Origin of the sequence: Tardiphaga robiniae, from assembly GCF_001618955.1 — a bacterium.
GTDB classification, from domain to species: Bacteria; Pseudomonadota; Alphaproteobacteria; order Rhizobiales; family Xanthobacteraceae; genus Tardiphaga; species Tardiphaga robiniae_A.
The window spans coordinates 59733-73726 of the sequence record NZ_LVYV01000054.1; the positions used below are offsets into that span (position 1 = coordinate 59733).

At 62.5% G+C, this 13994-nt stretch carries 15 protein-coding genes; 4 read left to right on the forward strand and 11 right to left on the reverse strand.

Going from position 1 to position 13994, the window contains the following annotated elements:
* Nucleotides 1-3: 3 nt before the first annotated feature.
* Nucleotides 4-513 carry a GcrA family cell cycle regulator gene (locus A4A58_RS25755; protein ID WP_068737968.1) on the forward strand — a complete coding sequence of 170 codons (510 nt, stop codon included), beginning with the start codon at nt 4-6 and terminating at the stop codon, nt 511-513.
* Nucleotides 514-617: 104 nt separating this feature from the next.
* On the opposite strand, the gene phoB is transcribed toward A4A58_RS25755, so the two are convergent.
* The 6 genes from phoB to pstS all read right to left on the reverse strand — a co-directional run bounded on the left by phoB (nt 618) and on the right by pstS (nt 5931).
* A complete protein-coding gene (gene phoB, locus A4A58_RS25760) occupies nt 618-1322 on the reverse strand; it encodes a phosphate regulon transcriptional regulator PhoB (protein WP_068737970.1) in 705 nt (234 codons plus the stop codon).
* 37 nt (nt 1323-1359) lie between these two features.
* Nucleotides 1360-2073, reverse strand: a complete 714-nt coding sequence (gene phoU / locus A4A58_RS25765) for a phosphate signaling complex protein PhoU (protein WP_068737597.1) — start codon at nt 2071-2073, stop codon at nt 1360-1362.
* Nucleotides 2074-2101: 28 nt separating this feature from the next.
* Complete coding sequence (gene pstB / locus A4A58_RS25770) at nt 2102-2929, reverse strand: phosphate ABC transporter ATP-binding protein PstB (RefSeq protein ID WP_068737599.1); 828 nt, start codon at nt 2927-2929, stop codon at nt 2102-2104.
* Nucleotides 2926-3771: a phosphate ABC transporter permease PstA gene (gene pstA / locus A4A58_RS25775; RefSeq protein WP_068737601.1), complete on the reverse strand. Its 846-nt coding sequence runs from the start codon at nt 3769-3771 to the stop codon at nt 2926-2928. Before pstA ends, pstB begins: the two co-directional genes overlap by 4 nt.
* A 1-nt stretch (nt 3772) precedes the next feature.
* Nucleotides 3773-4771 (reverse strand): phosphate ABC transporter permease subunit PstC, encoded by a 999-nt coding sequence (gene pstC / locus A4A58_RS25780; protein ID WP_086937148.1) that lies wholly within the window; start codon nt 4769-4771, stop codon nt 3773-3775.
* Nucleotides 4772-4920: 149 nt separating this feature from the next.
* Nucleotides 4921-5931, reverse strand: coding sequence for a phosphate ABC transporter substrate-binding protein PstS (pstS, locus tag A4A58_RS25785; RefSeq protein WP_068737605.1), 1011 nt, complete (start codon nt 5929-5931; stop codon nt 4921-4923).
* 167 nt (nt 5932-6098) lie between these two features.
* Here pstS and A4A58_RS30515 point away from each other — a divergent pair, with 167 nt between their 5' ends.
* A complete protein-coding gene (locus tag A4A58_RS30515; protein ID WP_158005745.1) occupies nt 6099-6290 on the forward strand; it encodes a hypothetical protein in 192 nt (63 codons plus the stop codon).
* Nucleotides 6291-6371: 81 nt separating this feature from the next.
* Here A4A58_RS30515 and A4A58_RS25790 read toward each other — a convergent pair whose 3' ends face one another.
* From A4A58_RS25790 to A4A58_RS25805, 4 genes are all read right to left on the reverse strand, one after another.
* Entirely contained in the window at nt 6372-7688 is a 1317-nt protein-coding gene (locus A4A58_RS25790; protein WP_068737607.1) for an ATP-binding protein, read from the reverse strand.
* Between the two features lie 39 nt (nt 7689-7727).
* Nucleotides 7728-8774: a lysylphosphatidylglycerol synthase domain-containing protein gene (locus A4A58_RS25795; protein WP_068737609.1), complete on the reverse strand. Its 1047-nt coding sequence runs from the start codon at nt 8772-8774 to the stop codon at nt 7728-7730.
* A gap of 329 nt (nt 8775-9103) precedes the next feature.
* Complete coding sequence (locus A4A58_RS25800; RefSeq protein ID WP_068737611.1) at nt 9104-9403, reverse strand: hypothetical protein; 300 nt, start codon at nt 9401-9403, stop codon at nt 9104-9106.
* On the reverse strand, nt 9400-10803 hold the full coding sequence (locus A4A58_RS25805; protein ID WP_068737613.1) for an OmpA family protein: 1404 nt from the start codon (nt 10801-10803) through the stop codon (nt 9400-9402). Before A4A58_RS25805 ends, A4A58_RS25800 begins: the two co-directional genes overlap by 4 nt.
* Before the next feature lie 162 nt (nt 10804-10965).
* Between A4A58_RS25805 and A4A58_RS25810 the strand changes: the two genes are divergently transcribed.
* Nucleotides 10966-12024, forward strand: coding sequence for a polysaccharide deacetylase family protein (locus A4A58_RS25810; RefSeq protein WP_068737615.1), 1059 nt, complete (start codon nt 10966-10968; stop codon nt 12022-12024).
* Nucleotides 12025-12072: 48 nt separating this feature from the next.
* On the opposite strand, the gene A4A58_RS25815 is transcribed toward A4A58_RS25810, so the two are convergent.
* Entirely contained in the window at nt 12073-12798 is a 726-nt protein-coding gene (locus A4A58_RS25815; protein ID WP_068737618.1) for a CBS domain-containing protein, read from the reverse strand.
* 182 nt (nt 12799-12980) lie between these two features.
* Between A4A58_RS25815 and A4A58_RS25820 the strand changes: the two genes are divergently transcribed.
* The gene (locus A4A58_RS25820) at nt 12981-13787 is read left to right on the forward strand and encodes an SDR family oxidoreductase (protein WP_068737620.1); all 807 of its coding nucleotides are present in this window, start codon (nt 12981-12983) and stop codon (nt 13785-13787) included.
* Nucleotides 13788-13994: the final 207 nt, after the last annotated feature.

Sequence of the window (13994 nt, forward strand, 5' to 3'; positions counted from 1 at the left end):
GCGATGACGGTAATGACATGGACCGACGATCGCGTCGAACAGTTGAAGAAACTCTGGGAAGGCGGCCTTTCCGCCAGCCAGATCGCTGCGGAACTCGGCAACGTGACCCGCAACGCCGTGATCGGCAAGGTTCACCGCCTTGGCCTGTCCGGCCGTGCCAAAAGCCCCTCCTCGGCAGCTCCGCGGCAGCGCAAGGCGCGCCCGGCGCAGCAGATGGTGCGCGTTGCCCGCCCGATGGCACGCGGCAACACCGCGCTGGCCCATAATTACGAGATCGAGGCCGAGCCCGACCCGATCGCCTATGACAACATCGTGCCGATCAGCCAGCGCCTGTCGCTGGTCGAACTCAACGAAGCCACCTGCCATTGGCCGATCGGCGATCCGTCGAGCGCGGACTTCTATTTCTGCGGCGGCAAGGCCCTGGCCGGCGCCCCCTATTGCGCGCATCACTCGCGCATCGCCTATCAGCCGGCAAGCGACCGCCGCCGCGCGGTGCCGAAGCCGACGCGCTGAGGTGGAAAGCATCTAAACCAAATGAAAATGCCCGGTGATGAGCCGGGCATTTTTTTGTTTGGGGGCTTCTAACCTCTCCCCGCAGGCGGGGAGAAGGAAGATACCTACTCCGCCGCCTTGTCGAACCGGTCGTCCAGCGCGTAGCCGGCACCGCGCACGGTGCGGATCGGATCCGGCTCACCGGCGGGATTGAGCAGCTTGCGCAGGCGGCCGATATGCACGTCGACGGTGCGCTCGTCGATATAGATGTCGCGGCCCCAGACGCTGTCGAGCAACTGCTCGCGGCTGAACACGCGGCCCGGATGTTCCAGGAAGAACTCCAGCAGGCGATATTCGGTCGGACCGAGATCGATCGGGCGGCTCGAGCGCACAACGCGGCGCTTGTCACGGTCGAGTTCGATGTCGCCAAACGCCAAAACCGTGGCGAGACGCTCGGGAGCTGCACGACGGAGCAGGCCCTTCACGCGGGCCAGGAGCTCCGGCACCGAGAACGGCTTGACGATGTAGTCGTCAGCGCCGGTGGCGAGACCGCGAACGCGCTCGCTCTCTTCGCCGCGCGCCGTCAGCATGATGATCGGCAATGCCTTGGTTTCAGGCCGTGCGCGCAAGCGGCGGCACAGTTCGATGCCGGACAGACCCGGCAGCATCCAGTCGAGCACCACGAGATCCGGCACCCGCTCCTTCAAGCGGGTGTCGGCATCGTCGCCGCGCGCGACGGTTTCGACGTCATAGCCTTCGGCGTCGAGGTTGTAACGAAGCAGCGTCGTTAGTGCCTCTTCATCTTCCACAACCAGAATGCGTGCATTCACAGCCATTTTGATCAATACCCTCAGTGTACCCGATCGGTCAGACCGTCGGCGTATTCGCGAATGTGGTCATGTCGCCCTTCGGGCGCTTGTCGAGGATCTGTTGGCCCTCGATCATGTAGAACACGGTTTCCGCAATATTGGTGGCATGGTCGCCGATCCGCTCGATGTTCTTGGCGCAGAACATCAGGTGGATACAGAACGAAATGTTACGCGGGTCTTCCATCATATAGGTCAGGAGTTCGCGGAACAGCGAGGTGCAGATCGCGTCGATTTCCTCGTCGCCCTTCCACACCGTCATCGCGGCGGGCAGATCGTGTGCGGCATAGGCGTCGAGCACGGCCTTGACCTGGGTGGTCACGAGGTCGGTCATGTGTTCGAGGCCGCGGATCAGCTTCAGCGGATGGAAGTCGCTGTCGAGCGCATTGACGCGCTTGCCGATATTCTTGGAGAGATCACCGATCCGCTCCAGATCGGTGGCGACGCGCAGCGCGCCCACGATCTCGCGCAAATCGACAGCCATGGGCTGGCGCTTGGCGATGGTCAGCACGGCGCGCTCTTCGATCGTGCGCTGCAACTGGTCGATCTCGGCATCGGTGGCGACGACGCGTGCACCGAGTGCGACGTCCCGGCGGACCAGCGCATCGACGGATTCGACGATCTGCCGTTCTGCGAGGCCACCCATCTCGGCGACGAGACGGGTCAGCTCCTGCAGATCGTCGTCAAATGCCTTGGTGGTGTGTTCAAAAGCCATTTCTAAATCCTCCCGCGAATATGTCGCGTCAGCCGAAGCGGCCGGTGATGTAATCCTGGGTGCGGCGATCGGTCGGCGACGTGAAGATCTTGTTGGTCTGATCGAACTCGATCAACTCGCCGAGATACATGAAGGCTGTGCTGTCGGAGACGCGGGCAGCCTGCTGCATGTTATGGGTCACGATCGCGATCGTGTACTGATCCTTCAACTCGTCGATCAGCTCCTCGATCTTCGCGGTCGAGATCGGATCCAGCGCCGAGCACGGCTCGTCGAACAGGATCACTTCCGGCCGAACCGCGATGGTGCGCGCGATGCACAGACGCTGCTGCTGACCACCCGACAGGCTGAGGCCCGAGGCGTTGAGCTTGTCCTTGACTTCGTTCCACAGCGCACCGCCGCGCAGCGCCCTCTCGACGCGGATGTCCATCTCCGACTTGGAGATCTTTTCGTAGAGGCGGATACCGAAGGCGATGTTTTCGTAAATCGTCATCGGGAACGGAGTCGGCTTCTGAAACACCATGCCGACGCGGGCGCGCAGCAGGTTGAGATCCAGCTTCGGATCCAGAATGTTCTGGTTGTCGAGCATGAGCTGACCTTCGGCGCGCTGGCCGGGATACAGATCATACATCCGGTTGAAGATGCGCAGCAGCGTGGACTTGCCGCAGCCCGACGGGCCGATGAACGCGGTCACGCGGTTCGCCATCAGCGTCAGGTTGATCTTCTTCAGGGCGTGGTGTTCGCCATAGTAGAAGTTCAGGTCGCGCACGGTGACCTTGGGACGGGTCTCGCCCTGCAGGGCCGACGGCGGCGGCATCGAGACGGAAGGAACGCCAGACGACACAGAAAGCTCACTCATTTTGCTGTCCTCTCGGCGCCGAGAATGCGCGCGCCAATGTTAAGGGCAAGTACGGTCAAGGTGATGATCAGGGCACCGCTCCAGGCGAGCTGCTTCCAGTACTCGTAGGGGCTCTGCACGAAGTTGTTGATGGTCACCGGCAGGTTGGCCATCGTCTTGGTGAGATCGAGGCTGAAGAACTGGTTGCTCAGCGCAGTGAACAGCAGCGGCGCCGTTTCGCCGGCGACACGCGCGGTCGCCAGCAGCACGCCGGTGATGAGACCGGCGCGGGCTGCACGATAGGCGATCCGCTTGATGACCAGGGAGCGCGGCAGGCCGAGCGCCGAGGCCGCTTCACGCAGCGGGTTCGGCACGAGACCAAGCATATCTTCAGTGGTGCGGACCACGACGGGGATCACGATCACGGCGAGCGCAAGCGAACCGGCGAGAGCCGAGAAGCCACCCATCGGAACCACCACCGCACCATAAACGAACAGGCCGATGATGATGGACGGGGCCGACAGCAACACGTCGTTGATGAAGCGGATCACCGAGGTGAGTTTGTCGTGCTTGCCGTATTCCGCGAGATAGGTGCCGGCAAACAGGCCGAGCGGCGCGCCGATGCCGACGCCGATGACGGTCATGATGACCGAACCGACGATGGCATTGAGCAGGCCGCCTTCCATGGAGCCGGGCGGCGGCGTGTTCTGGGTGAAGATCTGCAGGCTGATGCCGGCGATACCGTTGTAGAACAGCGTGAACAGGATCAGCGCGAGCCAGGTGACGCCAAAGAGAGCGGCACCCATGCAGAGCCCGCGGATGATCGTGTCGTTGCGACGGCGTGAAGCGTAAATCGGGTTCATATTAGTTGCCCGCCTTCTTTTCCAGACGCAGCAGCATCAGGCGCGCTGCCGAGAGCACGAAGAATGTCAGCACGAACAGCAGGAGACCGAGCAGGATCAGACCCGATTGATGCAGACCGTCGCTCTCCGCGAACTCGCTGGCGATCGCCGCCGAGATCGTGGTGCCCGGGCCAAAGATCGAGCCTGTGATCCGGAACGAGTTGCCGATGATGAAGGTCACCGCCATCGTTTCACCGAGCGCACGGCCGAGCGCCAGCATGACGCCGCCGATCACACCGACGCGGGTATAGGGGATGACGACGTTGCGGACGACTTCCCAAGTGGTGCAGCCGACGCCGTAAGCGGCTTCCTTGAGCACCGGCGGCACCGTCTTGAACACGTCGACCGAGATCGAGGTGATGAAGGGCAGCACCATGATGGCGAGGATCAGCGACGCGTTGAACAGGCTGAGATAGGACGGCGGGCCGGCGAAAATCACGCCGAGGACCGGGACGCCTTCGAAGGCGTTGATCATGAACGGCTGCACATGGTTGGCCAGGAACGGGCCGAGCACGAAGAAGCCCCACATGCCGTAGATGATCGAGGGAATACCCGCGAGAAGCTCGACCGCCATGCCGATCGGGCGGCGCAGCCAGTTCGGGCACAGTTCGGTGAGGAAGATCGCGATGCCGATGCCGACCGGGATGGCGATCGCCATCGCGATCACCGAGGTGATCAGCGTGCCGTAGATCGGGCCCAGCGCGCCCAGCACCGGCGGATCAGCCGACGGTGCCCAGCGCTGCGTCGTCAGGAACGAGAAGCCGAATTCGCGGAGCGCCGGCCACGCACCAACGATAAGCGACAGAATGATGCCGCCGAGAATAAACAAAACGGACAGCGCCGAGATGCGGGTGATCCAGTAAAACGCCTGGTCCCCCGTCTTGAAGGCATTCAAAGCCTTCGCACGATCATAAGGTCCGGCAGCGTCCATCGAAGAGCTCTGTACGGCCATGTCTGCCACGCCAGTCCCCTGTAATTGTTACAATACCCAAAAGCATTGCCCTGGATGGGCTTGTCAGGGCGCGAAGTCAGAAGAGAAGATAAAGATAAGAAATTCAGTCCTGTAGCAAGCGGAGGAGAGATGCCCCTCTCCTCCGCCCACACACCAGATCAGCTCTTGATGTCAGCCGACCAGGTCTTTTCGATCAGCTTGACGACGGGTTCCGGCATCGGAATGTAATCGAGCTCTTCAGCCATCTTGGCGCCCTTCTCGAACGACCACTTGAAGAACTTGATCGCTTCAGCCGAGGCCGCCTTGTCGGTCGGGGTCTTGTGCATCAGGATGAAGGTCGCGGCAGTGATCGGCCACGAGGTTTCGCCCGGCTGGTCGGTCAGGATGACATAGTAGCCAGGAGCCTTGGCCCAATCGGCGTTCGACGCAGCAGCCTGGAAAGCCGCGACGGTCGGCTGCACGGCCTTGCCAGCCTTGTTGATCATGCCGGCATAGGTCAGCTTGTTCTGCTTGGCGTAAGCATATTCAACATAACCGATGGCATTCTTGGTCTGGCCGACGTTGCCGGCAACGCCTTCATTGCCCTTGGCGCCGACGCCAACCGGCCACTCGACAGCCGTACCGGTGCCGACCTTGGTCTTCCAGTCAGCCGAGGCCTTCGACAGATAGTCGGTGAAGTTGAAGGTGGTGCCCGAACCGTCCGAACGACGAACGACGGTGATGGCGGCCGAGGGCAGCTTCAGCTTCGGGTTCAGCTTGGCGATGGCAGCGTCATCCCACTTGGTGACCTTGCCGAGATAGATGTCGCCGAGCACTTCGCCGGAGAGAACCAACTCGCCCGAGGCGATGCCTTCGAGATTCACGACGGGAACGATCGCGCCCATCACCATCGGCCACTGAACCAGGCCGTCCTTCTCGAGCTGCTCAGCCTTGAGCGGCGCATCCGTGGCGCCGAAGGTCACGGTCTTGGCCTGGATCTGCTTGATGCCGGCGCCCGAACCGATCGACTGGTAGTTCAGACCATTGCCAGTCTCTTTCTTGTAGGCGTCGGCCCACTTCGAATAGACCGGGAACGGGAAGGTTGCGCCCGCACCCGTGATGTCGGCGGCAAATGCCGAGGTCGAGGCGGCAACGAGGCCGGCAGCGACGATCGCTTTGAGGAATTTCATGGGATGTCTCCAATCTCGTGAGCGACCGCGCCGGATGCGCCAGTTGTGCTCACGCCGCCCGTTTAGGGGTGGTCGATTGTGCTTTTATGATAGTTCCGTGACACTTGGATGACGACGTCAAGCATCTGTAAATACTTCGTTTTTCTGCCTCTGCGGATAATTTTACCGTGCAAATGACATCGAAAATGCCCTGCCATAAGGTTTATGCCAAGCCGTCAAAATCCACCGTCATAGGGGTTAACAATATGTTTCAGCAGGCGGAATCCGGCCTCGCGAGCATGCGCGCGTATGACAGCGGCGGGCACGGTATTGAGGTTGATCGGACGCAATGCCGCACCACCCGCCAGGGCTTTTTTTGACTGCCTGAGCGATGCGCAGCGATACGGGACCGCCCGAGGGCGGTCGCTATGGGCGCAGGAGAACGAAGGGAGTTTAAGGCGTCAGGACGCCGCGGAGGCGGGAGGCGCCGGTGGCGCCTTCACCTGCGGAAAGGCGGCGGTAAAAGTCGCGCCGTTCTTCGGCACGCTTTCGATCAGCAGCCGGCCGCGGTGCCGGTTCAGGATGTGCTTCACCAGCGAGAGGCCGAGGCCCGTACCGCCCTGTGCCCGGCTGTCGCCGACATCGACCCGGTAGAAACGTTCGGTCAGGCGCGGCAGATGCTCGGGGGCGATGCCCGGGCCATAGTCCCGCACGGCGACGCGGATTTCCGGCACACCCTCCGAGGTCGACTCCATGGTCAGCGAGACCTCGACCTTGCCGCCGGACGCGCCGTATTTCAGCGCGTTCTCGATCAGGTTCTCGAACAGCCTCAGCAATTCCTCGCGATCGCCAGCGATGGACACCGGCGTCTCCGGCAGCGCCATTTCGATCCTGACGTTGCGCTCATTGGCCAGCGGCTCCAGCCCGTCGCCGACCTGACGGATAATGGGGAGAATATCCACCAGCGTATCCGGCCGCACGTGCGCCGACAGTTCGACGCGCGACAGCGACAGCAGATCGTCGATCAGCCGTGCCATGCGGGTCGCCTGCGCATGCATGATGCCGAGAAAGCGCTCGCGCGCCTTGGCGTCGTCCTTGGCCGGTCCCTGCAACGTATCGATGAAGCCGGACAGCGCCGCCAGCGGCGTGCGCAGCTCGTGGCTGGCATTGGCGACGAAGTCGGCACGCATTTCCTCGACGCGGCGCAGCGGCGTCTGGTCGTGGAACGTCATCAGCATGCAGGTGTCGGTGCCGCCAAAGGCAGTCGGAACCGGCACCGGCGTGATCATCAATTCCATCCAGCGATCGACGGGAACGTGATCGAGATAAGTCGCGCGGCGCGGCTCGGTGGTGGCGATGGCCTCGCGCAAGGCGGTAATGATCTCCGGCGAACGCAGCGCGAATTGCGCCAGCTCGTTCTTGCGGAGTGCCGGCGCGAGCTGCGCCGCTGCGGCATTGAGATGGATGACGCGGCCGGCACGGTCGAGCAGCACGGCGGGATCGGGAATGCCGGCAATGATGGCGCGCACCGCGGGCGCCTCGACAGGATTGGCGGCCAGCGCCTCGTCGCGCGCCGTCACCACGTCATGCAGCCGCCATGGCACCAGCGCTGCGCCGGCGATGCAGACGAACACGATGCCCGCGCGCAGCGGCGACAGTTCGCCGAAAAACACCAGTGCGGCCAGCGCCAGGCCGGCTGCCAGCAGGATGATCGCCGAATGCCGCAGCCGATCAGGCCACGGCGAAAACATGGTCGATGGAGAAGCTTCAATGGCCATCTGAACCGGATCTCTTCCTGCTGCGAATGCGAACGTATATCAGGCGCCGGAGCGACCATGTTCCTTGAGCGGGTGGCCGACGCCGGGCTTGGCGTCCGCCGCGACCGCCTGCAGCTTCTTCGATCGCGAACCGATAATAAGCTCGCGAAGCGTCAGTAACATGACTGATATAAAGAACGGCGCGAGGTAATAAAGCACCCTGAACAGCAGCATGCCAGCCAGCAGTTGTTCCTGATCCATCATTTCGAGGCCGACCAGCATGGCGGCGTCGAACACGCCAAGACCGCCGGGCGAATGGCTGGCGAAACCCAGCAAGGTGGCCGAGACGAAAACCACCGCCACCACGACGAAACCGACGTCAGGCTCGGCAGGCACCAGCATGTACATCGCGAGCGCGCAGAAGCCGAGATCGATGATGCCGATGGCGATCTGCAGCAAGGTGAGCGGACCGCCCGGGAGCACCACCGACCAGGGGCCACGGCCGACGCTGCGCGGTTTCATCCAGACCCAGACCACATAGCCGACGAGGCCGGCGAGGATGATATAAGCCAGGATGCGGTTCATCCATGGCGGCACCTGGTTGATGGCGCTGGCCGCTTCCGGGTGATAGGCGATGCCCATGCCGAGCACCGCGAGATTGCCGAGCCAGAAGGTGAGGCCGGCGAGAAAGACGATCTTGGCGACATCGACGGCGCTGAGATCCCAGGCCGAATAGATGCGATAGCGCACCGCGCCGCCGGTGAAGACACTGGCGCCGACGTTGTGACCGATCGAATAGCTGGTGAAGGCCGCCAGCGCGTTGATCCGGTACGGCACGTCGCGGCGACCGATCGTGCGCACCGCAAACCAATCATAGAATGTCAGCGTGAAATAGCCGGCGGCAACCGACAGCGCCGACAGCATGATCAGCCGCGGCTCGGTCTCCTTCATCGCCCGGAAAACGGCAGCAGCGTCGATGTTGCGCAGCTTGTGATACAGCATGTAGCAAGCGATGCCGATCACCGCGACGCTGATCAAGACACCGAGCTTGTGCAGGATTTGCTTCTCGCGCAGAAACGAGATCGCCCTGCGTATTGCTTCCAGCATCTCAACCTCGAATGCGATCCCCTGACCAGAGAGATCTGGACCAGGAAGTCAGACTAGCCTCGGCGGAACCGCCACATCAGTTGTCTCCGGCACAACCGTCGTAGCGCGTTTTGCGGCAAAGTGGAATTCGCCGGCTGTGAATAAAAACAAGCCACATCAGTATATTAGGTCACTCCTAACAAACCACCAGCCTCTCGGGCGCATTCGCTGCGGCAAAATGCCGACGTCCTGACGCGTCTCACGTCACAATGAGGCTTTCGTGACCTCATGCCGCCGATTTGGCGGCGAGACGTTGATAAAAAAGACGGCAGCGGCATGCACCACAGACCTCACGTCGCGCGGGCCTGCTGCCTGACCACCACGATGTCGCGCAGCCACGACCCGATGGCGCAGCCGACGAGATAGAAGCCGAACAATGCGAGGCCGAGGTCGAGCCAGTAGCCGAAGCGGCCGGGCACGACTTTAGCAATCGCGATGCCGACGATGACCGCAGCGATCACCGACAGGCGCTGGATCCATACCCGCGACACCGAACGTCCGCGATAGACCACGGCGATCCAGCCCATGCAGAAGCCGATCAGGAACGCCCCGAGCAGCCAGCCCCAGTGAAACATTGCAAGATAGGTCATGGCGCTTGCCTCACAACGAATTCGATCCGGCGATTCTGCAGCTTGCCTTCGTCGGTATCGTTAGTGGCGATGGGTTGGGTGCTGCCGTAGCCGATGGTGGAGAAACGGTCCGCCGGCAGGCCGGCCTTCACGAGATATTCTTCGACGGCGAGCGCGCGCTTTTCCGAGAGCGACTGGTTGAACGCTGCGTCGCCATCGCCGTCGGTGTGACCGGCGATCTCGACCCGGACATTGGGGCAGCGCATGGCGATTTCCACGAGGCGATCGAGCAAGCCCGCGGAATCCACATTGATGCTGGCGCTGGAGGGCTCGAACCGGATGCGGCCCTTGGTCAGGTTCTGCACAAAGAGCTGCTGGCACACGCTGGCATCGACCGGCGCCGCGGCGGGCTTCACCGATACTTCGGCCTTGGCCTGCCACCCCTGCGGGAGCTCGCGCGCCAGACTTGCGCGTATCTGGTCCGCGGCCACTTCGTAGAGCGCGTCACCCGACAGCTTCACCTCGCGGTCGGACACCACCAGCGTGCCGGTCGACAGCCGCGACAGCGCACCCAGTGCCGTCGTCACCGCGGCGGCAAAACCACCGGGCGCTCCGATGCTGGCCTTGAGGTTGTCGACGATCTTCTCATTGCCGAACTTGCGTCCGGCAGCCGACGCAAGCGCGGCGTGGATGGTGTTGTCCGGGACATAGCCGCTCAGCGTCAGCGTATTCGTCACCGGGTCCTTGTTGGCCTGGACCACATAGGGCGGCGCCTTGACGTCATTGGCCGCGACCGTGAAACCTTCCGGCAGATTCTTCAGCGCGGCCGCAATGGCTTCGCGGCCACCGAGGTCGCGCGCCATGCCGGAGAGGCTGATATTCGTATCCGAAATCACCGCCTTGCCTTCCTTCAGCTTGGCGACCTGATCGAGCAAGAGCACAGCTGCGGCATCGAAGCGAACAGGCGCGCCGCGCTTCAGACCCATGCGGTCGGAGACCTCGGTTCCGCTGAGCGCGGCGCGGGCCGCTTCCACGATGCGCCCCCTGCTGGCCGGCAATGGCGCAGTCCCCCACAGCGTGACGCGGACATTGTCGCGCTCCGCGACCCAGACGAACGGCTTGGCTTCCGCGACGAGACGGGTTTCGTCATTGACCAGGCGAACGCCCGGCGTGGCCTCGACCGACGAGACCGCGCTGCGGCGACCATCTTCAGAAAATGCTTCGGCAGAAAACGATACGTCACGGCCGGCAACCGTGATCTGGCTCTTGTCCAGGATCGTGTTTTTCAGCGCGGCAGTGCTACGCGCCGTTAAATCCGTTTCAAGCGGAATCGTGCTAACCCAGGCAGCAACCACCCAAAGGATGGCAAGCGGGATGAGCCCGGGCCACCATTTGGCACTCCACCTGTAAAATCCGTGCATTCGACGTCCTGCGGGTCTGGAAACAGAGAGAAAACAAACCCTTGCGGGACTGTCAAATTGAAATCAAGGCAAACCTCTGGCGTCGCCGCGGGTATTCGAATAACGCTTTGTTCAATCGTTTCTGATCATTTCCGTGGGTAGCATCAATTGCTTGGTCATACGATGAAGCAGATTCGCAACACGATTATTCGTGCCGGCCTGGATGCGCTGTATTTCAGCGGCGCCCACCGGGTGTTGCGGCCGATCTTCGGCGGCGTCGGCACCATTTTCATGCTGCACCATGTGCGCCCTGCGCATGCCGGCCCGTTCCAGCCCAACCGCCACCTCGAGATCACGCCCGATTTCCTGCGCGCCACCCTCGCTTATCTGCGCGCGACCGACGTCGATATTGTAACGCCCGATGAAGTGCAGCGGCGGTTGACGGAGCGGGATTTCTCGCGCCGCTTCGCCTGTTTCACCTGCGACGACGGCTATCGCGACAACCGCGACCATGCATTGCCCGCGATGCGGGATTTCGACGCGCCCTTCACGGTCTATGTCACCAGCGACTTCGCCTCCGGCACAGGCCGGCTGTGGTGGGTGGCGCTGGAGCGCGTCGTTGCCAGGGCCGATGCGATCGAGGCCCCGATCGACGGACGGATGGTGCGCCTGGACACATCGACGCTCGCCGGCAAGGACATGGCGTTCGACCGCCTGCATGGCTGGCTGCGCGGGTTGCCGGAAGAAGCGGATATCCGCCGCGAGGTCAGCGCACTCTGCGCTGCGCATGGCATCGACGAAGGCGCGGTCAGCCGCGAGCTGTGCATGTCGTGGGACGAACTCAAACCGTTCGCCGCAGATCCGCTGGTGACAATCGGCGCGCATACCGTAAGTCACTGCAATCTCGCCAAACAGACCGAAGCGATGGTCGTGCATGAGCTGTCAGCCAGCCGCACCGATATCGAAAACGTTCTGCAGCGCCCGGCCGTGCATCTTGCCTATCCCTATGGCGACCGCTGCGCCGCGGGCACACGGGAATTCGCACTGGCGAAAAGCGCCGGCTTCGAGACAGCCGTGACGACGCGCCCCGGCGTGATCGCCTCGGAGAACTCCTCGCAGCTCACAGCGCTGCCGCGGGTCTCGCTGAACGGCAACTATCAGGACACCCGCTATCTGCCGGTGCTGACCTCCGGCGCGGCCACCGCGATGTGGAACGGCTTCCAGCGCGGCGGCGTCGGATAATCTGGCCATGCGCTGCAGGCGAACTGCAGCGAAGCGTCCCGCACCGGATCAGACCGGCTTTTGCGGCAGATCGGTCTCCGGCGGAAAATACACGCCCGACATCGGATCGACCCAGCACAGATGCTCGTTGACGCGGGTTACGCCAGTCACATTTTCAGCAGCCACGACGATCGCCCGACGGACATTCTCATCCGTGATGAAGCCGTCGATGTCTACGACGCCATCCTTCACCCGGACGTCGAGGCCGAATGGCGTCCATTCATTATGCCTGAGCACAGCGACGATGCGGCGGCGGATCAACGCATCACTCGACCCGACATCGGACACATCGTGCATGACATCGGCGATGGCCTCGACGAAATTCTGCCGGCTGACGATACCCACGAGCTTGTCGCCCTGCACCACCGGCACGCGCTTGATGTGATACTTCTCCATCACCTCGACGATATCGGCCAGCCCGGTCTCCTCGGTCACCGTGCGGACCTCGCGGGTCATGATCTCGTGCACCTTGCGGCCGGCTTCGCGGACATAATCGATGGCCTGCAGGCTGGGGCCACGCACGAATTCGAGCCAGCGCGGACGCCTACGCTGCGTGCCGACCTCGTGCCGACGCAGGAAGTCCCGCTCGGTCACAATGCCAACCAGCTTGCCGGCCGCATCCACCACAGGCAATCCGCTGACGTGGTAGTCGATCATCAGCCTCGCAGCTTCGCTGATCGACGCGTCTGGCGACACGGTGACGAGCTTGCGGGTCATAATTTGATGGGCTCTCATGACACTCTCCCGTTGGGTTGAGGTCCGTTAGCTGGACGAACCAACGCAAGAAGCCTACGCCAGCCACCGGTTCCGGCCTTGATCTGGCTCAACCGCAGCGGCGCTTGTTGACTCGCCTTGTTGACTCCCCTTGCCCGCCGCCGCACACAATCGGCCCAACGACAAAACAAACGGGAGGCATCATGTTCACCAATCTGTTTTCGCTCGATGGCCGCATTGCACTCGTCACCGGCGGCTCGCGCGGCATCGGCAAGATGATTGCAGCCGGATTTCTCAGCCAGGGCGCAGCGAAGGTCTACATCACCGCGCGCAAGGCCGGGCCGTGCGAAGCGACCGCAAAAGAACTCTCCGCGCAGTATGCCGGTGAATGCATCGCACTGCCGATCGACATTTCGACCATGGCCGGCATCGAGATGCTGGCTGCCGAGATCAAGAAGCGCGAACCCAAGCTCGACATTCTCGTCAACAATGCGGGCGCCGCCTGGGGCGCGGACTTCGATGAATTTCCGGAGAGCGGCTGGGACAAGGTGATGACGCTGAACGTCAAGACGCCGTTCTTTCTGACCAAGGCGCTGGCCGGACCGCTGCGTGCAGCAGCCAGCGCGGACAAGCCCGCCAAGGTCATCAATATCGCTTCCATCGACGGCATCTTCGTCAATCCGATGGAGACCTATTCCTATGCGGCGAGCAAATCCGGCCTGATCCACCTGACGCGGCGGATGGCCGTCAAACTGATCCAGGATCACGTCGTCGTCACGGCCATCGCGCCGGGCCCGTTCCAGTCCGACATGAACAAGGCCGCACGCGACAATGCCGATGAGGTGGCGACCCGCGTGCCCGCCGGCCGGATCGGCACCGACGAGGACATGGCGGGCGCCGCGATCTATCTCGCCTCGCGCGCCGGCGACTATGTGGTCGGCGCGACCATCGCGGTGGATGGCGGCATCGTCTATGCGAATCCAGGCATCAAGGGCGACGGCTGGGATTGATGATGGACAACGATGGCCCCCCGGGATGGAGCATCAGCCACATCCGGGGGACCGGCTGCCGCCATAATCAGCCGCGGTTATAAAATGAGCAATTAACGAATTCCAGTCTCGCTCGAGACCGGTATGTTGCAAAGCTATTTTCTAACAAGCTCCTGAAATACCCCGCAATTAGCTCCGAAGCATGTCGCCGCTTGTCATTGTACACAA